Below are 18476 nucleotides of genomic sequence, written 5' to 3'. Positions count from 1 at the left end.
TCTAGGATTTTTAAGCCTTGGATTTGGGAAAGAGTGCATTCCCCGCCTTTCTAAGTACATGGATCAAATCGTCGAAGACAATAGGCTTAGAAATATAGTCGTTCATACCTGCGCGTATGCAGAGATCCCTATCTCCTTGCATGGCCGCCGCTGTCATAGCAATAATATAAGGTTGGCTCTCTGTAGGCCAAGTGTTTCGGATGATCTGAGTGGCTTGGAGCCCGTCCATCTCCGGCATATGAACATCCATAAGGATGAGATCTATTTTCTTATCCCTTAATTCTGTGAGCGCCTCTCGTCCGTTTGGAACGATATAAGGTTCATAACCTAATTTCTGGATGATCCGTTTCGCAAGAGTTTGGTTGATCTCATTGTCTTCGGCGATCATGATCTTAAAAGGAAATTGAGAGCTTAAGATCTCTTTTTGATTAGCAAGATATGAGGCCTGGGTATTCGCCTTGGATTTTGTTCCTTCGTTGGCAAGTATTTCGTAGGCGATCCTCTCAATGTCCTTTTTCTTTACCGGCTTATTTACCTCCTCCGCAAACAATTCGCTCGCGATCTCCTTTTCCTCCTGAGAAAGAATGGAAGAGGAGAGAAGTACCAAAGGAAAATGAAGATTTTCCTTTCGGATCGCTTTGGCTATATCGATCCCGCTACTCAAAGGAATATTATAATCCAAGATCCCCATATCGGGTAAGATCCCAAGATCCAATAGGTTCATCGCTTCTGCTTTGGATTTTGCGGAGAATGTGATCAATCCCAAGATCTGAAGTTGGTGTGCAAGGATCCTTAAGTTGGTAGGATTATCGTCTACGATCAAGACTTTCTTATTTTCTAAAGCTGGATGAGAGAAGCTTTCCTTGGCCTTCGGCTTATTGCTTCCTTCGACAATAATATCAAAGGAGAAGGTGGTACCTGAACTCGGATTACTTTCCATCCATATCTTACCGCCCATCATTTCTATGAGTCGGGAAGAGATAGAAAGCCCGAGCCCTGTCCCTCCGTATTTGCGAGTGGAAGAATTATCCGCCTGGTAGAAGGGTTGGAATAGCTCCGCTTGTTTTTCTTTCGGAATACCGATCCCCGTGTCTCGCACGGAGAATAGAATTGTATAAAGACTGCCTTCTTGCTTAGCAACTTCTGCCGAAAGAAAGATCTCACCTTGGTCGGTGAACTTGACCGAATTCCCGATCAGGTTGATGAGGATCTGTTTGAGTCTTAGGCTGTCTCCTGCAATCTGTTCCGGAACGTTCGGGTCCAGATAATGTACCAAATCGATCTGCTTTTGGGCCGCTCTAGAACGGAATAGATCCAGTACTTCTTCAATTATTTCCAGAATAGAGAACTCGCGGATCTCCAGACTGAGAGTCCCGGATTCTATTTTAGAATAATCTAAAATATCGTTGATAATGCTTAAGAGACTTTCGCCGCTTTTTTGGATGATCTCCGCGTATTCCTTTTGTTCTGGGGGAAGATTCGAATCGATTAGAAGCTCCGTCATTCCGATGACTCCGTTCATAGGAGTACGGATCTCATGGCTCATCATTGCCAAGAAATCCGATTTGGCGCGATTTGCCTTTTCGGCTTCTTCTTTTGCTCGCTTCAGATCCTGTTCGTAATTCTTTCGGACCGAAATATCGGTAAATAATCCACAGACCGAGTATACTTCACCCTCCAGATCCAATAAGGGAACGATGACACAATAGAATGTCTTTTCTAGATCTTCTTCCGTTGCCAGGTCCAACTCGAAATCCACGGCTCCCTGTTTGTCCAAGGATTTTAAGATCATTTTCTTGATTTGGTTGCCTTTCTCTTCTCCGAACAAAGTGAAGAGGCCCATATTTAATCTCTTCTCTCTTACGTGGAGAAATCGACTGGCAAAGACTTGGTTATGGAATAATACCTTTCCATCCAGGTCCATCATGGAGAAAGCAGAAGGAAGGTTGTCTAGAATGGATAAAAGACGGGACTCGCTTTCGATCAATCTGTCCGTGATCCTTTTCTTCTCCTTGATGTCTTTTTGTACCGTAAAGGAACCGTAACCGACTACTAAAAAGGAAAGTATGACTAGGATAAAAAGGGAATACGCGACCTGAGTTCCTTTTCTAGAATTTATGGTATTGCGGGAATTGAGAAGCCGAAGTTCCTCCTCTTGCATACTATTCAGGGATTCGGAGATCTGGATCAGTGTGAGTCCCCTTTGGGTTTCGAAAGACCAAGGTCTCGTTTCTATGCTTGAGACCAGTTTCAGGATCTCTTCGCTGCGAGCTTGTTGGACAGGATTGTCGGAAGTGATGGTCTTTAAATTCCCGATCTCACTTCTTAAATGAGAGAGTAGAGGGAGAGAGTTTGCATCTTTCGGATCCTTATTATAAACCTGAGCGATCCCCATTTCTCGAGTAACGGTCTTGCACTGCTCTATCTGATCTATGACGGAAAAGGTATGCTCCACCCATGTTCCGGAATCTTTCAATTCAAGGATTCCATACAAACTGAGTAGACTTGCAATGATCAATAGGAAGGTAAGGCTGATGAAACCGATCAACACTTTCCAATGCAAAAAATGGATTTTATTTTTGATTTTTGCAAAAAAGGAAAGTTTCATAGGGTGAATTCTGATTTGCTCACGAAATTCGAAAGTGTTTCCAAATATCTTCTTCATCTATTACTATGTGATCAGGACTTGAACAACCTTTTTTCGCTATTTTAAGCGCCGTATCTTGACTAGATATAGGGAAAAATGATTTTGGTATTCTCAGAAAGGGTTTTTTACGGAATCTTTGGATCGGTCCGGTAAAACTCTTGTACCTTGGAGCGCTTTTCCTTATTATGAAAACAGTCGTTCACGAAATTTATCTCTCCGTTTCCGGAGAAGGTATTTCAACGGGATTGCCTACGATTTTTGTCAGATTTGCCGGTTGCTCTTTGCGCTGCGGAATGGATGGAACTCGTAGACTTTGGTGTGATACCCCGTATGCGCTTTCTCCCAACGCAGGAAAAGAGATGGATTTGGATGAGGCACTTGCGGAGATCCGGCTCATTTCGAAAACTCCTACGCAGATCCTTCTTACCGGTGGCGAACCATTAGAAGATTTGAATAGAGTTTTTTCTATTTCCTTGGCAAAGGAATTGAGACGAGATCGGGAAAGTCTGGGAACGTACACAAGAGTTAGGGTGGAAACGAACGGGGCACAACCGATCCGAGATCTAGAAGACATGGTTTTTACTTTGGATTATAAACTTCCCGGTTCGGGCATGGAAGATCGAATGATTGCGGATAACGTGAAATACATTCGAGACAGAAAGGATGCCCTAGACGAAATTAAATTCGTTATCCGAGACCGAGTCGATTTTGACAGAACATTGCAAGTCATAGATACATATTCCCTCCAAGGAAACCTACTCGCTTCTCCTGTATTCGGTGAATTGCATCCGGAAACCCTCGTAGATTGGATCAAAGAAGGAGGTAGAACGGATCTACGTCTTTCTCTCCAAACTCATAAGTATATTTGGGGAGATAAACGAGGAGTTTGAGTTTGGAATCCACCATACAACTCAGTCTGGATTTCGAATCCGGTTCTTCCACTGGATTCAGAGGGGATTCTTGTTATCTCAAGGATGAGCCTGAATTAGGGATAGGCAGAATTGAAAGTTCTCAATCCGATAAATTGACTATCGTATTTCCGAAGACAGGAGCAAAACGGACTGTCTCCGAGAACTCCAATAAGTTAAAGATCATCGGCGCGTATCCCAGCGCATTTTCCCAATCTCCGGGAGATCCGGATCTATTGGATCTGAGCCTGCAAGCCTTCGAGCTAAAGCTTTCTCATGCGTACGACAAACTCTCCGCCTTATCCAACTCCAGGACCAGACTGCTCCCTCATCAGATCGAATCCACCTTCGTAGTAGTGAATTCCCTTCGACCCAGATTCATTCTTGCGGATGAGGTCGGTTTAGGAAAGACCATCGAGGCAGCTCTTGTGATGAAAGAGCTGATTTTCAGAAGAGGTTATAAGAAAGTCCTGATCGTGGCTCCTTCTCCGCTTCTGGTGCAATGGAAACAGGAATTAAAGAATAAGTTCAACGAAGACTTCGAGATCGTGAAGCGACGGAATTTCATCGCGACCGGAGAGAAGAATTGGAAGAACTTCAAACATGTGATCACTTCGGTAGACTTCATTAAGAATCCTAAATATGCCGAAGAGATCCTGAAGACAAAATGGGACATCGTAGTTTTCGACGAAGCTCATCGACTTAGAAGGGATTATCATAAGGTAACCAGAGCCTATTTATTTGCGGAGAAGATCGCGAAGAAATGCGAATGTCTCCTTCTTCTCACAGCCACTCCTTTCCGGGGAAAACTAGAAGAGTTGTATTATCTAGTGCACTTGGTGGATCCGAATCTTCTCGGGCCATATCATACGTTCATAAACGATTATGTTCTTGGGAATAAAAGCGATCTCAAGGAGAAGATCTCGAAAGTACTTCTTCGCCGTAGAAAGGTGGAAGTAGGGGGCTTTACTAAGAGATTTGCAAAGACGGTCAAGATAGAGCTCTCCCAAGTGGAGCGTCAGTTCTACGACGAGACTACGGAATATGTAAGAAGAGAATACAATCTCGCGATGAGGACCCAAAACCGGGCCATCGGATTCGTGATGATCGTCTTTCAGAAATTATTGGATTCTTCTGTGTTTGCCCTCTTGTCCGCTCTTTCCAAGAGAAAGTTTATGTTGGAGAATCGTCTACATAGACTGCAAGCTGTTGGCAACAAGCTGGAAGAATGGGACCTAGATGAAACAGAAGGAGTCGAAGACTTCGTTTCCGATCTGGATGAATCTTCTCCTTCCGATCTTGCAAATTTGAGAAGGGAACTTCTCTCTTTGAATCGATTGATCCTACTCGGAAAGAAGATCAAAGAAGATCGTAAAAGCCAAAAATTAAAAGAGACGATCGCCAAGCTCAAGAAAGAAGGACATCCTAAATTCATCATATTCACTCAGTTCAGAAGTACTCAGGACTTTCTGGCTTCCATTCTATCCGAATACAAAGTGACCCTGTTCCATGGTTCTCTCAGTGCGGACGCAAAAGAGGATGCTATCAGTGAATTTAGAAAAACAAGCGAGATCCTCATCTGCACCGAGGCGGGAGGAGAAGGTAGAAACCTTCAATTTGCAAACGTACTTTTTAATTACGATCTACCTTGGAGTCCTCTGAAGATAGAACAGAGGATCGGAAGGATCCATAGGTTCGGACAGAAAGACAATGTCTTTATCTTTAACTTCGCCTCCAAGGAGACGGTGGCAGAAAGGATCTTGGAAGTCCTTTCGAACAAGATCAAACTCTTCGAGGAATCCATCGGAAATTCGGACGAATTACTAGGAGCGATCGAGGACGAGTTGGATTTTCATTCTAGTTTCATGAAGTTCGTTACAGGAAACAAGAAACTCAAAGAAGTAGAGGAAGAGATAGATCAAAGGATCAGGATCGCTAAGAAGGGATTCGAAAAACTAGGATCCTTGGTCACTCCCAAACTGTTGGATTTCAATCTAGAAGATTACTATAAGACGACCCTACAAGAAAGATCCTACACGAACCAGCACTTGGAGAATTTCTTCGTTCGTTATACCAAGAAGTATTCCGAGAAACTGAATTATAGATTGAAAGCGAATCGCCACCAAGTTTACGAACTGGAAGGCGACCAATACAAGGGCAAAAAAGCAACCTTCAATTCGGAACAGGCTCTCGCAGACGATAGCTTGGAATTCATGGCCTTCGGTCATCCGTTGATCGAAGATGCGGTCCAAGCCTTCTTAAAAGATCGCTCCGGTTGGAAGTTAGGATTCTATGAATCCAGCGGAAATTATATCTATTTCGTGTTCATTGTGGAGTTCAAATTCTCTCTGGACCGCAAGGAATTATTCGTAGTCGAAGTGAATCGACGAAGCGGGAATTCGAAAGTCTTAGAGGATCTTCCGGAAGAAGTAAGAGAATCCTTAGTAGAGCATTCTGTGGAAACACTTCCTCAGGAAACCGAGAAACTTTTCATACAAGCCTGCGAAGCCTTGGAACTCGTATTAGAAGATCGTAAAAAAGAATTGTACGAACAAACCAAGGATCTATTTCAGAAGGAAGAATACAAGATCCGGAATAGCAACCAAAACACTCTACGTCAATTGGAAGAGAAATTGATGCGACAGGAAGCCGCTTTCAAATGGGAAGGAAAGCCTGAGAAAAAGTCCGCGATGAATCGAACTCGGAACGAGATCCAGAAAGTTAAAGAGGACTTCGAGGTAGAGTTACGAAAAGTAAAAGTCGGAAAAGAGATCCATCATAGATTTGAGTTGTTTCAGGCATATTTCCCAAGCTCTCTTTGAATCGGGTTCAAACGGCTCTAAGGCCAATATTCCGCTGGACAGTGCCCCCCTTCCTAAGCTTTTGTTAAACTACTTCGCTGAAATTCTCGGCTTAGGGAGATTTGACTCGTGAAATTATCTTTGGATTGGATGAACGACTTTGCCCCTTTGGGGGACCTTGCCTTAGAGGACATATTGCAAAAGATTGCAGCCTCGATTTGTGAGGTGGATGGGGCGGAGGATTATTTTTCTCATCTGGAGAAGGTGGTCCTTGTAAAGATCGAGTCCTTGGAAAAGCATCCTCAGGCGGACAAACTACAAGTCGCCCAAGTCACCGATGGAAAAAAAAAGATCCAGATCGTATCCGGTGCTCCTAATCTTCAAGTGGGGGATTTGGTTCCTCTAGCGGTTCCGGGTGCGGAGCTGGCCGGAAAGAAGATCCTAGAGTCGGAACTGAGAGGGGTGAAAAGCTCGGGAATGCTTTGCTCCGAAAAAGAACTCGGCCTCTCCGAAGAAGATGCGGGAGTCATGATCATCCGAGATCCCGAAGCAAAACCGGGAATGATCCTAAGAGAATACTTAGGATTCAGAGATATTATATTAGATATAGATAATAAATCTATCACTCATCGCCCTGATCTATGGAGCCATTTCGGATTTGCGAGAGAGCTTGCTGCTCAGCTGAATTTAAAGATCAAATTCAATCCTTTAGAGAGCGATTGGGAGTTCAGCAAAGAAGTTCCTTCACCTCTTGTAAAGGAAACTCAGTTTGCTCATTCCTATCATTCTACATTGGTCGAAGGGGTGCAGGTCCTTCCTTCTAACGCAAAGATCCGTTCTCGTCTGAAAAAATGCGGAGTGAGAGTGATCAATAACGTAGTGGATGTTTCTAATTATCTTCTTCTTGAAGTAGGACAACCCACCCATTTCTTCGATACGGCAAAATTAAGATCTCTCGGCAAGGTTGAATTAGAAGTGGATTATGCGAAGAAGGGAGAATCTTTTCTTCTTCTGGATGAAACTTCTCCGGAACTGGATCCTGAAATTCTCATCATTCGAAATGCTGGAAAGGGAGTCGCCATAGCCGGAGTGATGGGCGGAGTAGAAACCGCAGTGGGGGATTCTACCGTCTCCGTGATCCTTGAGTCCGCCGTGTTCCCGAGAGAGTTTGTAAGAAAATCCATCCGCAAGACCGGGATCCGTTCCGAGTCTTCGGTCCGCTATGAAAAGGGTTTGGAAGCGACGACTACAATTCCAGTAATCAAAAGATCCTTGGCTTTGCTGAAGGAGAATGGTTGCCCAAATATAAAGGCAAGTCTTCCTTCCGGGTATATTCATACTGCCGACAAAAAAGTGTCCATCGAAGTTAGCCTGGACTTCTTGAATAAGAAACTTGGAACGGAGATCGATCAGGCAACATCCGATCGTATCCTAAAACAACTTTCCTTCTCCACCGAATGGAAAGGAGACACTGTTTCCGTTCTCGTTCCAAAATACAGACACAATTACGATATTACAATTCCTGAAGATATAGTAGAAGAGATCGGTCGTAGTCTCGGTTATGCTTCCATTCCAGTTCGCCCTCTTTCTTCCAATGTAAGACCTCCCGCAAGGAATTTCTCCAGAGAATTGGAGAGGCTCTTGAAGAGAACCTTCTCTCAGAATCTGGGATACAACGAGGTCTTTAATTATTCGTATGCTTCTGCCAAGGACAATTCCTTCGAAGCGGAATCCAAGGATTCCATCAAGATCCTGAATGCAATGCCCGAAGAGCAAGGATACTTACGGACCTCTTTATATCCTTCTCTCTTGAAGAATGTTCGGACCAATTCGGATCGATTCGAGAAATTGAAGATCTTCGAATTTGGGAGGACTTATAAAAAAGTGGCAGAGCCTCAGAATGAATCCAAGTGGTTTGCTTGGGCCGTTTCCGCGGGGCGTAAAACGAACGAAAAGGATCTGAATCTGTTAGAGTCTGATTTTCTGGAAGTTCGCTCCGATCTGGAAAAGGTCCTTCGACATCTAAATCTAAGGAACTTCGAATGGAAGTCCGAAGAGAGATCCTACTTTCATCCTAAGGCTTCTCTGGCATTGTATATTTCCGGCAACAAAGTGGCGGAACTGGGATATGCTCATCCGGCTGTACTCGATACAGCTGAATTAAAGAAGAGAGTTATATTAGGAAAATTTGATTTTGCTTCTCTTCTTTCCGTTTGGAGCGAGGATAGAAATAAGAATTACTTTGCGGCGCCTTCTAATTTCCCTCAGACAGAGATCGATCTTTCTTTGGTAATGGATATCAACGAATCTTCTTCCATATTCTCCGATCTGGCAAAGAAGGAAAAATTCCCAGAGCTACAAGACGTTCGGGTCACGGTGGTCTTTACCGGAGGAAATCTGGCGGAAGACAAAAAGTCCGTCTCTTATCGTTTCCGTTTGCTTAGCCAGGACAAGAACCTGACCCAAGAAAGGATCAAGGAGATCACGGATCGTCTCATCCAGGTCGCTAATTCTGCCGGTTATCCTCTGAGATAAAACATGAAGATCCACGAAACCGCTTTCATCCATCCCGCTGCAACCGCTATGGGAATGCTGGAGATGGGGCCTTATTCCTCTCTTTGGCCGGGAGCCGTTGCTCGCGCCGATCTGAATGAGATCATATTGGGCGAAGGGGTGAATATCCAAGACAACACTACATTGCACACGGACTCTACAGGGAGTCTGCTCATTGGAGATTACACGTTAGTCGGTCATAATGCAATGTTGCACGGTTGCAAGATCGGTAGGGGTTGTCTGATCGGGATCGGTGCGGTGGTTTTGGATGAGGCAGAGATAGGTGACGGAGCAATGATCTTTGCCGGGTGCATGATCCGGGGAGGAAAGAAGATCCCACCTAGGGCCATGGTAATCCCTAAGAACGGGGACATCGTTATCTATGAGAAGAAGGCAAAGCCGGAAATGAGCGTAGCAGGCTGTTTGGAATATATACAACTCGCAAAACGCTTTCAGGAAAATATCTTCAAGCCGTTCACAAAGGAAGAAGAGCAAGTTTTTGTCGATCAAGCGAAAGCGATCATCACTCGATTGGGTATATGATCGAAGAAACAGATCTAAGTATTTGTTTCTTTTTTTACTAATCCAAACGATCTAATCGAATTACTTTTCGCTTAAATACAAATTCCCTTCTGATATATATCAATCTTTTCTAAATCAATTTGAGATACGCTTTCTATAAGCGCTTAAAATTCTCGCGGTATAGGTTAAGTTGCCGTTATCGGGAGGGACCGTTTGTTTCACGAAAGCACTATCGAGAAGATCCGAGGGATCTGGAAGACCTTCGATCTGTCTTTAGGAATACCGCCTATCGACAAGCAACATCTTTGGTTGATCGGGATCCTGGTCGACCTGGAACAAAAGTTTGAGAGCGAGGTCGGAGTCAAGCTCAAGGAAGATTTTGCTATTTCTTTGAACAAGACTCTAGATTATACGATAGAACATTTCTCTCTAGAAGAAAAACTTTTGGAGAAGGCCGGCTTTCCCAAACTGGGACATCATAGATTACAACATATCCGATTCATTGCCGCTCTGAAGAGAAGAATGAATGAGAACATCGAGGAAAATTTTGCAAAGGCCGCTTTCGATCTTATGAAGAATCTGAAGAAGTGGCTGTTCGTTCATATTTTGAATGAGGACAAAGGCTATTTGGAATGGCTAAAAATAGAGAAGAATTACCAAAACTATGATTGGATCGAAGACGACCTAAAGCATTCCCCGTATTATGAAGAGATCCAGAATTTATATGAAAAAGTAGTCTTTTCAAAGAAGCAGAATATCTCGCCGGAATTCTTGGATATAGGGGAACAGAACCTAAAGGCGATCTCGGAACTTTGGTACAGATATAGGCTGAAAACAGGGATTGCGATCGTCGATATCCAACATCTCTGGCTATTGCATTTGCTTGTTCGAACAGAGAAGGTTTACAAACAAAAGCTCAAACAAGAAATAGATTCCTCCGAATTAAGCGATGAGCTGAAAGCTCTCATCCAGTCCGTGATCGAATATGTAAAAGAACATTTCAATACGGAAGAATCTATTATGAGCCGCTTCAACTATATCGGGGAAAAGAGCCATATCAAGCAGCATGAGCAATTTAATATTCTCATCGCGGATCTCACTGACAGAAGTGAAAGTGGGGATCTAGAAGCGATTGCCAGGCTCTTACAGGACCTAAAGGATTGGTTGATCAGTCATATCGCCGTGGAAGATAAGAAGCTCTTCTATTTCTTCCGATCCAGATTGCCCGAAGTAAACGAGTACGTAAGGCAACTGAATAAGGCGGAAAAGATCCATATCTGGAAAGAAGCGGTTATGATCTATAAGCTCTTAGTGGATTACGAAGATATAAGCGATTCCAAGAATCTGTCCAAGCAGCACTATTGAAAGATCAATTGGTCTTGGATTCGGAAAGGGTTTGGATGGTCCCTATGATCTTCTTTCCTTTGGTGCCGAGTTCATTTTCTGGAACCGTTCCGGTAAAGATATAAAAGGAACTCTCTTTTAAGAAGATCCATTGAAAGGTATGGACCTCTTTGCTTTTATCGGAATTCGTTAGCTTAAATTTTGCTTCTACGAACATGCATTTGTTCTTACCGAACGCGCATCTTTGTGGGACGGAAAGTACCTCATAGTCTTTATACATATTCGAGTACAATGCGCCGATGGAAGCCACATAATCTTCTAAGGTTGCTTTGGAATATTTAGAAGGAATTGCCTCGGAGATAAAATTGATATTTGTACGGATCTCCGAACCCTTCTCCTTATCGGAATCAAATAGATAGAACATTACCTTGACAGGTTGATCGTTCTTGATCGGTTTCTTGGTTTTGGATTGGCTATAATTCTTGGGGTCCGCATTCGGATCGAATTCCTCGTAGAGCCAACCTTCGTAATTTAATATCAATCCCAACTCTGGGATCTCTACTGTCTTACTTACCTCCGGGACCTTTTCTATACAATGGGCCGTAAAAAAGAAAAACGCGAAAAGGTAGATCGAGAAGGATCGGATCAAGATATATAAGAATTTCATAATCAATCTGGGTAGCTCGATCCTAATTGGGCCCTTATTTCACTCTTCTTCTAAAAAGAAGACCGGACCAGGTCTCATCAATGGCACAAACCTTTACATCCACCAAACCGGTTTTTAAGCCGATCTCTCGGACCATATCTTCCTTTAGATCTGTTTTAACTCCCGAGGACATCTTAGGCCAGGAGATCCAAACCATGCCCTTGTCCGCCAGATGATCCGGAAATTTAGGAAAGGAATCCGCTAGCTCCAACTTGGCCTTGCAGAAGTAATGGATATAATCGAAATCTCCGCTTAGTTTCTTCTTAAAGATGATATTTTCAGGAAGATCCTCTAATAGTCCTCTGAACTCTTTAGGTTCTTGGAGCAAGATCGCAACTTGACCTTCCTTGAATCCTAACTTCTTTACTAAGGGTGTACCGGAATAGCCAGCCATTCACTGTTCCTTCTTCTTTCAAAAGAATGTATCGATATGGAATCGATCGACGGAGCAAGAGTAAAAGAGCCGAGGGATCTGAGGCTACAAAAAAACCGGCATTTCTGCCGGTTCTCTTTACATTTCTAGGATTAGAAAGTGGGCTTAGTAAGGGAAGCTTACTAAGATCTTTGCTCTTGTGAAGATGTCCGCAACGGAGAATCCGAATAAAAGAAGTAAGAAGAGGAACCCGGACCCGAAGATCACTCGGTTCATTACGTTATCGTATTTTAAGTGCATGAAGAAGGCCAATACCAAGGAAGCCTTGATGGTCGCTACTAACATTGCGATCACAGTGTTCATCGCTCCGAAGTCGACTTGCGCTACTAAAACGGTGATCACAGTTCCTACGATCAGAGCCGCGAAAACCAGAGAGTAGGTTTGGACGGAAATAAGATGATGTCCACCATGTCCATGCTCTTCGTGTTTAGCAGGAGCAGGTTGCAATTTGGTTTTACCAGTATCCACAGCTTTCTGTAGAGCCTGACCCAAACGAGTGCTTTTGTTTTTATCGAGGAAGGACTTGAGTTTGTCCTCTTCCACGATTTGAGCCAAGAAGTTCACGATCGCACCGGCAACAGTAGCGTTTACGATCGCACCGGCTCCGATTACAAATCCTGTGAAGGGAATAAGGAATCCGATACTTACAATAATATACAGCGCGTAGTTGAGAAACAGTTCCATCTCTTTTCCTGGGAGCCTAAAGATCTAAGGCGAAGTTCCCCGAAGGGATTGGAACCAGTCTCGGAGGCAGGTAAAGAATCACAAGTACATTTCAGGCCTACAAACGGTCCAGGCCCTGATCCGAGGCCATTTTTGCCATTTCCCAAGGGCTCACACCTGGATTTTCAGGGAGCCTGAACCAGAGCAGATTTTTGGGACTAAGATCTCCCGATCTGGAGTGAAAGGGAGAAAGTGGAAGAATTTCCCAGCCAGTTTCCTTCCCCCAAATCTCTAATTCACCGTACGGATCGGAATGTTTTACTTGCGGGAAGAAGAGTAGCAGGTCCGACATTTTCTTTTTCGGAGAAGATTTCCTCAGTTCCAAAAGCAATCGACCCATGGTCCATCTGAAATTGACCTCGGAAACTTTTCGTAATATATTCTTTTCTTCCTTTTGGAAGAAGAAGGAATCGATGGAGCCAAATCCTTCGTACTCCGAGGCAAAATCCTGTAAGTGCAAAAGGATATCTTCCATTCCAGAAAGATAATCTTGTATTTCCGGAGATTCTCCGATCCAAGTTCCTGAGTATTTTCCATTCGGATCCGAAAGAAGAATGGTCCCGGCTTCCGATTCGAACCTTCTCTCCTCGGCCCGAAATAATAAACTGAAGTCCTTGGTCCTTTCCACCCAGGTTTCTAGAAGAAAGGGTTCCTTCTTCATGAAAAGAGACTCAGCCATTTCTTCGATTTGGGAAGAAGGAACAATCTTATGCCCACCCGCGAAGCTCCACTCCGGCTTGAAAACATAACGGGTCTTTGGATCGAAACGAGCCTTTTCCTGTTTCCGGAATTGTTCCCAATCGAGTCGATTGCGAATGGAAATGGAAAAAAACTCAGGCTCTAATTTAGAATGCCAATCCGACTGACTTAATTTGGATGATAGTCTTCTGGCTTGGTCCAATCTCTTAGGATCGAGTTCCAGACCATAACTTGCTCTGTATTCGGAGATACGACCCCATTCCTCTAAGATCACTTCTTCCGAACTTGGGAATTTCAGATCTCTGATCTCCGAAAGAAGAAGAGGCTTCTGGATCCGGACTTCTTTCTTCTTCCAAAAAGAGATCCATTCTTTGTCCGGAATAGAATGGCTTAGAATGATCTCCGTATTTTGTCTAAGTCCGGCCAGGACCAGAAGAGCAGCTTCGATCATGGAGTTTCTTTTTTCCAAATGCTTGGGAAATAATTTCCCGGAGCGGATTTCCTCTTCGAAGTAAGCGTTTGGACGGAAGATTCGAGGCATAATTCAATTCAGAAGATCGGAAAAAATCCTTTCTAGGATCAAGAATGGGGTATAGTCTTTTCGATATTTAAGAATGAAGGCAGTCTCATGAAAACCCTTATCTTTGCTCTTATCTCTCTTTTGCTAGTATTCGTACAGATCGATGCGGCACCTAAGATCCTTACTATGGAAGAAAGAGAGATCGAACGCCAGATAGAAGCCATCCGCAAGGCCGGGTTTTCCGATATTGAGATCGATAACCTTCATTCTTCCATTTCCGAGAATATCCATAAGATCAATAAGATCCTGCAGATGGACACCACCAAAAAGGCTTTGCGTTATATCGGGGATGAGCCTCAGGAGCTTCCTCAGTTCTTGAAGACGGACAGGGACAACAAGCCGTATCTGGAACTGGACATGGGATCCGGAGAATCGTTCTGGGATTTTCCTAAAACATATTTGTATAATGCGCGTATCTTTATCTATCCGGGAAGTAACCCTGAGAAACTCGAAAAGATCATCATGCAATTCAAACGCACCAACTCAAACGGAGAGATCTTCGTAAGAGAGATGAGAAGGGTGATCAATGCGGATCCGAAAGGACCTCAACTGAGCAGCGAAGGAAAAAGGACTCCTAATAATAACAAGGAGATCAAACTGGAGTACTATTCCAGTTATGATACTGAATTCATTTGGCCGGATACTCCAATGCAACCGATCGGTCCCAGCGTAGAGACTAAATTACACGATGAGACCAATCCACTTCCTTATAATAAACAAAAACAGATTATTGTAACATATAAGAAATATTTGCGCAGAGTGGACAAGAACGTCCGTCATAAACTGAGAGATCTGGAGCTGAACCAGAAGAGATTGATCTCTAAAATGCTGGAGTTTCAGTAAGAACGAGGATCTTCTCGAACGTATCAAAAGAAGAAGGCGGGCTTTGGCCCGCTTTTTTTGTGCCTGTTTCTTAAGTCATTTTCATTCGAAATTGATATTTATCAAAGAGAGGAAAATCTGTGGCAAATTGTCTCTGTCTTCCGTAAAAGCATAACAACCGTTATTACTAAACGCTTTTAAGAAATCTGTAATAGTCTTCCGCTTGCAGCTAACTTGGTTCGGCCCGACAAGAAGAAGGAATATTTCTTTCGTTTTACGTATCCGAAAAGAATGAACTGCATCTAGGCTTTCTTTTTCTGGCTTGCCTTTTCTTTGCGAAAAGGATTCTATTTACCGATGGCTCTTCATTCGGTTTTCGGTAAACTACAGTTCAAACCAGGAGAAGGAGACGTTTGCGTCTTATCCTCTCCCTACGAGTTCGAACCCGCTCTTTCCAGTTTGGGAGCACCGGTAGATCGAGCCCTGAGATCAGGAAAGAGATACAGATTGATCCTTGCCTTTGTTCAAACCGAAGTAGAGATCCGAAATATTGCTTCGATGGTTCCCACTTCCCTCATGGAAGACGGGCTCTTGTGGCTAGCCTATCCCAAAAAGACTTCCAGAAAGTATAATGTATCCATCCATAGGGATGCCGGTTGGGATCCGCTGGGAAAGATCAGCTTCGAAGGGGTCAGACTGATCTCTATCGACGATGATTGGTCCGCACTTAGATTCCGACATTCTTCTTTGATCAAGAATATGGAGAGAGATCCAAGTCTTACCTTGAGCGAAGAAGGCAGACAAAGAACAACCACAGCGAAAAAGAAGACAGCAAAGAAGAAAACCTCGCCTAAGAAAAAGGCCGCACCTAAAAAGAAAGCGGCTCCCAAGAAAAAAGCAAAACCCAAAAAGAAGAAATAAACATTCCGTAAAAACCAAAGACTGATTCAGAGGCTGAATCAGTCCTTATTCGGTCATTTGGTAGGCTAGAAATAAAATTCTTAGAGTTAGGGTTAGTTGGAAGAATCTCTTCGGACAATCAGATCACTGATCACTTTTTCTTCCGTAAGATATTTGCGGTTTAAATAAGAAATGGCGTAGTTTAGGAATTTAGGCACTTCTTTGCCGGCGTCCAAAAGGTCCAGCTTGGTCTGGGTCAATTCGTCCATGGTTGCCAACGCAAGTTTACGCTGGCTCTGATGGGATTCGAACTCGTCCTCTGTCTGTAACTCTATACCTGCCACAGATCAGATTATAGTATCTTATTTGGGATTTTCAAGCAAAAGCGCTGCAACTAGGCTACATAAGATCAGTGCCCGTTACTTTTTTCCCATTCTTTTGCTTTCTCTATTCCTCTCTTCTCATTCACAAAGAAATTGATCAAAAGGGAAATAAAGAAGAAGACAGCGACGACCAAGAACGCATTTCTCAAGACGAATATCTTTTGCAGGATACCGATCGCAAATACGCCGATGGCTGCGGCTAGTTTTCCGGAGAGACCCCAAAGCCCAAAGAATTCTCCGGACTTGGATTCAGGAGCGAATATACCAACGATCGCTCTGCTCGCAGATTGAGTGGAGCCTACCCCTGAGCCGGCTAATGTACCTAAGATCACGAAGACCCATTGGACGGAGATGTCCGCGCCAAGGCCATTGACGAAGCTAGTGATTTCTCGCACGAAATAGATCCCGATCAAACAGAAGATCCAGAATATTAAGGTAATATTAAACGTTTTCTTGGCGCCTATCTTGTCCTGAACAACTCCGAAAAAGATCGCTCCTATCATCGCAAAGAACTGAAGAAGTATAAAGAGAGCCTTTTCCTGGTCCGGAGTGATCTTGATCTCTTGGTTCCCATACAAGAAAGCAAATGCGATCACAATGGCAAGAGCCGCCATAGAGAAGAAGAGAGAGATCAAATAGATCACAAGGTCCCTAAAATATCCCACAGAGCGAAGGGTGGAGACAAGTTGTTTGAAACCGATAGAGAGATATCCTTTCTCATCCGGTCTTTGGGAAATGGGTTGGTATTCTTTCAATAGTAGAAAGGTGGGGATCCCTCCTAAAAGAAAGAAAACTGCGGTCAGAGGTCCCACATATCTTAAGGATTCATAATGTGCTGCGTCCATGGCCGGTACCACAAAGGTCTGGACGATAAATACGGAAAGAAGACCTCCCATATATCCGATCCCCCAAGCATAGCCGGAGATCTTGCCCAATTCCTCCTTGGGACCCAAATGCGGCAAAAAGGAAGAGGCAAAGTTCTCTCCGGAGGCAAAGAAGAAGTTGGATATGATGATCAGAACGAAACCGAGTTCCCAAAGACCTGGGCTGGAGACCAACCATAGGGAGGCGGTGCTGATAATGCAGCTAATATAGCTCCAGAATAAGAAAGTCTTCTTCTTTGCTGAGAAATCGGAAATTGCCCCGAATAAAGGGCCGGTCAAAACCACGAATAGATAAGAAATACATAATGCGAGGCCAAAGAGGAAATTCCCGTCCTCGTAGGGATTCGCTGGATTGGAAGAAATTGGGACGATAACCTCGGCAAAAACCCTGCAATAGATAACGGTTATGATTACGGTAGTGTAACTCGAGTTGGCGAAATCGAACATGCACCATCCGAAAATTTCCCGCAATGGAGCGCGTTTGGTTACTTGCATTCTGAGGCTTCCCTATATGGAATTTCCGAATGAGGATGAGGTTGAAAGTCCGATTGTCAACGAGAAATATGCCTTTAGACCGCAATAGTGACCGATCCTAAAATAGGAAAAAAATTCTCTTGATCCGTTCCTTCTTATCTTTAGCTTTAGGGAAGACTTTCGAATCGGCGTCCAATAAATAGAAGGCTAATGAACTCCTCAGACTTCAGTCAGATAGACCTCAATGCACTGATGCGACCTAGAAAGGTTTGCGTTTGTAACCAAGTCTCGGAAGAAGAGATTGTCGCTTCCATCAAAAGAGGGAACGACACCTTGGGAAAATTAATGAGGGATACCTACTGTTGCACTGGCTGCGGCACTTGCAGAAACAGGGTCATCAAACTGCTTTCCGACACATTGGCTCCTAAGACCCAATGACCTTCCCCTTCCTATTCGTAAATATGGCCATGACCCTGGACGGAAAAGTCTGTCGTCCGGATGGAAAATGGTATGGCCTTTCTTCCCGAAATGATAAGCGAAGAATGGATGAGATCCGCTCGGAAGCGGATGCATTGATCCTGGGCAAGAACAGCCTACTGAACGATGACCCAGTCACTCATCTTCGTTATGTAGAAGCGGAGAAGGAGCCGAGGCCCATTCTTCTCGTACGGAGCGGAACCCTTCCGGAAGATCGAAAAGTATTCCAATTTTCTAAAGTTCCACCTCTCCTATTCTGTTTAACAAAGAACCAAGAAGAAGTAAGAGCCAATCTTTCCGAACTCGCAGAGATAGTTCCGTTACATGGAGAGGACCTAGAGCCCGAAGAGGTCTTGAGTGAGCTTGCCTCTCGAGGATACAAAAAGGTCTTATTAGAAGGCGGGCCTAGGTTGAACGATTCCTTCTTTCGAAAAGACTTGGTGAATCGATTGTATCTGACTCTTGTTCCTTTTATGATCGGCAAATCGGATCTGCCGTCGATCACCGGCGGAGTATTCGAATATTCTGATTTTGATCGAGAGAGTTGGACTCTTACTTCCTGCGAATCCCAAGGGCAGGAAGTCTTTCTCATTTACGATAAAAAAGAAAGTCCTCTCTGA

At 43.8% G+C, this 18476-nt stretch carries 16 protein-coding genes; 9 read left to right on the top strand and 7 right to left on the bottom strand.

All coding sequences use genetic code 11. The features are described from left to right. Window positions 1–10 precede the first annotated feature (10 nt). Window positions 11–2608: a response regulator gene (locus EHO57_RS06375; protein ID WP_135643912.1), complete on the bottom strand. Its 2598-nt coding sequence runs from the start codon at window positions 2606–2608 to the stop codon at window positions 11–13. A 224-nt stretch (window positions 2609–2832) separates the two neighbouring features. Between EHO57_RS06375 and EHO57_RS06370 the strand changes: the two genes are divergently transcribed. The 5 genes from EHO57_RS06370 (at window position 2833) to EHO57_RS06350 (ending at window position 10796) form a co-directional block, all read left to right on the top strand. Beyond that, complete coding sequence (locus tag EHO57_RS06370; protein ID WP_135643909.1) at window positions 2833–3537, top strand: 7-carboxy-7-deazaguanine synthase QueE; 705 nt, start codon at window positions 2833–2835, stop codon at window positions 3535–3537. A 2-nt stretch (window positions 3538–3539) separates the two neighbouring features. Beyond that, window positions 3540–6377 (top strand): DEAD/DEAH box helicase, encoded by a 2838-nt coding sequence (locus EHO57_RS06365; protein WP_135643907.1) that lies wholly within the window; start codon window positions 3540–3542, stop codon window positions 6375–6377. Window positions 6378–6485: 108 nt separating this feature from the next. Then, on the top strand, window positions 6486–8891 hold the full coding sequence (gene pheT, locus EHO57_RS06360; RefSeq protein WP_135643905.1) for a phenylalanine--tRNA ligase subunit beta: 2406 nt from the start codon (window positions 6486–6488) through the stop codon (window positions 8889–8891). Between the two features lie 3 nt (window positions 8892–8894). Continuing rightward, entirely contained in the window at window positions 8895–9452 is a 558-nt protein-coding gene (locus tag EHO57_RS06355) for a gamma carbonic anhydrase family protein (protein ID WP_135643903.1), read from the top strand. Between the two features lie 192 nt (window positions 9453–9644). Beyond that, a complete protein-coding gene (locus tag EHO57_RS06350) occupies window positions 9645–10796 on the top strand; it encodes a bacteriohemerythrin (protein ID WP_135643899.1) in 1152 nt (383 codons plus the stop codon). Between the two features lie 4 nt (window positions 10797–10800). On the opposite strand, the gene EHO57_RS06345 is transcribed toward EHO57_RS06350, so the two are convergent. From EHO57_RS06345 to EHO57_RS06330, 4 genes are all read right to left on the bottom strand, one after another. Beyond that, entirely contained in the window at window positions 10801–11442 is a 642-nt protein-coding gene (locus EHO57_RS06345; RefSeq protein WP_135643897.1) for an LIC_13215 family putative lipoprotein, read from the bottom strand. Between the two features lie 34 nt (window positions 11443–11476). Continuing rightward, window positions 11477–11875 (bottom strand): DUF3052 family protein, encoded by a 399-nt coding sequence (locus tag EHO57_RS06340; RefSeq protein WP_135643896.1) that lies wholly within the window; start codon window positions 11873–11875, stop codon window positions 11477–11479. A 144-nt stretch (window positions 11876–12019) separates the two neighbouring features. After that, on the bottom strand, window positions 12020–12598 hold the full coding sequence (locus EHO57_RS06335; RefSeq protein WP_135643894.1) for a cytochrome C oxidase subunit IV family protein: 579 nt from the start codon (window positions 12596–12598) through the stop codon (window positions 12020–12022). A gap of 97 nt (window positions 12599–12695) precedes the next feature. Further along, window positions 12696–13877 carry a hypothetical protein gene (locus tag EHO57_RS06330; RefSeq protein ID WP_135643892.1) on the bottom strand — a complete coding sequence of 394 codons (1182 nt, stop codon included), beginning with the start codon at window positions 13875–13877 and terminating at the stop codon, window positions 12696–12698. An 87-nt stretch (window positions 13878–13964) separates the two neighbouring features. Between EHO57_RS06330 and EHO57_RS06325 the strand changes: the two genes are divergently transcribed. Further along, window positions 13965–14759 carry an LIC13212 family protein gene (locus tag EHO57_RS06325; protein ID WP_135643890.1) on the top strand — a complete coding sequence of 265 codons (795 nt, stop codon included), beginning with the start codon at window positions 13965–13967 and terminating at the stop codon, window positions 14757–14759. Between the two features lie 336 nt (window positions 14760–15095). Further along, window positions 15096–15659: a hypothetical protein gene (locus tag EHO57_RS06320; RefSeq protein WP_135643888.1), complete on the top strand. Its 564-nt coding sequence runs from the start codon at window positions 15096–15098 to the stop codon at window positions 15657–15659. Window positions 15660–15751: 92 nt separating this feature from the next. Here EHO57_RS06320 and EHO57_RS06315 read toward each other — a convergent pair whose 3' ends face one another. Together EHO57_RS06315 and EHO57_RS06310 are read right to left on the bottom strand one after the other, a co-directional pair. After that, the gene (locus tag EHO57_RS06315) at window positions 15752–15973 is read right to left on the bottom strand and encodes a hypothetical protein (RefSeq protein WP_135645394.1); all 222 of its coding nucleotides are present in this window, start codon (window positions 15971–15973) and stop codon (window positions 15752–15754) included. Between the two features lie 74 nt (window positions 15974–16047). Beyond that, complete coding sequence (locus EHO57_RS06310; protein WP_135643886.1) at window positions 16048–17400, bottom strand: MFS transporter; 1353 nt, start codon at window positions 17398–17400, stop codon at window positions 16048–16050. A gap of 189 nt (window positions 17401–17589) precedes the next feature. Here EHO57_RS06310 and EHO57_RS06305 point away from each other — a divergent pair, with 189 nt between their 5' ends. Next, a complete protein-coding gene (locus EHO57_RS06305; RefSeq protein WP_135643884.1) occupies window positions 17590–17817 on the top strand; it encodes a (2Fe-2S)-binding protein in 228 nt (75 codons plus the stop codon). Continuing rightward, window positions 17814–18476, top strand: a complete 663-nt coding sequence (locus EHO57_RS06300) for a RibD family protein (RefSeq protein ID WP_135643882.1) — start codon at window positions 17814–17816, stop codon at window positions 18474–18476. The genes EHO57_RS06305 and EHO57_RS06300 overlap by 4 nt, the downstream gene beginning before the upstream one ends.

Source organism: Leptospira langatensis (assembly GCF_004770615.1).
GTDB lineage: Bacteria > Spirochaetota > Leptospiria > Leptospirales > Leptospiraceae > Leptospira_B > Leptospira_B langatensis.
The sequence above is the reverse complement of the archived record's forward strand: the minus strand, read 5'-3'. Positions and strand labels throughout refer to the sequence as shown.

Excerpts from the sequence above, each read along its gene's own strand:
- EHO57_RS06375 (WP_135643912.1), bottom strand. The coding sequence starts at position 2,608 with ATGAAACTTTCCTTTTTTGCAAAAATCAAAAATAAAATCCATTTTTTG.
- EHO57_RS06370 (WP_135643909.1), top strand. The coding sequence starts at position 2,833 with ATGAAAACAGTCGTTCACGAAATTTATCTCTCCGTTTCCGGAGAAGGT.
- EHO57_RS06355 (WP_135643903.1), top strand. The coding sequence starts at position 8,895 with ATGAAGATCCACGAAACCGCTTTCATCCATCCCGCTGCAACCGCTATG.
- EHO57_RS06345 (WP_135643897.1), bottom strand. The coding sequence starts at position 11,442 with ATGAAATTCTTATATATCTTGATCCGATCCTTCTCGATCTACCTTTTC.
- EHO57_RS06340 (WP_135643896.1), bottom strand. The coding sequence starts at position 11,875 with ATGGCTGGCTATTCCGGTACACCCTTAGTAAAGAAGTTAGGATTCAAG.
- EHO57_RS06335 (WP_135643894.1), bottom strand. The coding sequence starts at position 12,598 with ATGGAACTGTTTCTCAACTACGCGCTGTATATTATTGTAAGTATCGGA.
- EHO57_RS06330 (WP_135643892.1), bottom strand. The coding sequence starts at position 13,877 with ATGCCTCGAATCTTCCGTCCAAACGCTTACTTCGAAGAGGAAATCCGC.
- EHO57_RS06325 (WP_135643890.1), top strand. The coding sequence starts at position 13,965 with ATGAAAACCCTTATCTTTGCTCTTATCTCTCTTTTGCTAGTATTCGTA.
- EHO57_RS06320 (WP_135643888.1), top strand. The coding sequence starts at position 15,096 with ATGGCTCTTCATTCGGTTTTCGGTAAACTACAGTTCAAACCAGGAGAA.
- EHO57_RS06310 (WP_135643886.1), bottom strand. The coding sequence starts at position 17,400 with ATGCAAGTAACCAAACGCGCTCCATTGCGGGAAATTTTCGGATGGTGC.
- EHO57_RS06305 (WP_135643884.1), top strand. The coding sequence starts at position 17,590 with ATGAACTCCTCAGACTTCAGTCAGATAGACCTCAATGCACTGATGCGA.
- EHO57_RS06300 (WP_135643882.1), top strand. The coding sequence starts at position 17,814 with ATGACCTTCCCCTTCCTATTCGTAAATATGGCCATGACCCTGGACGGA.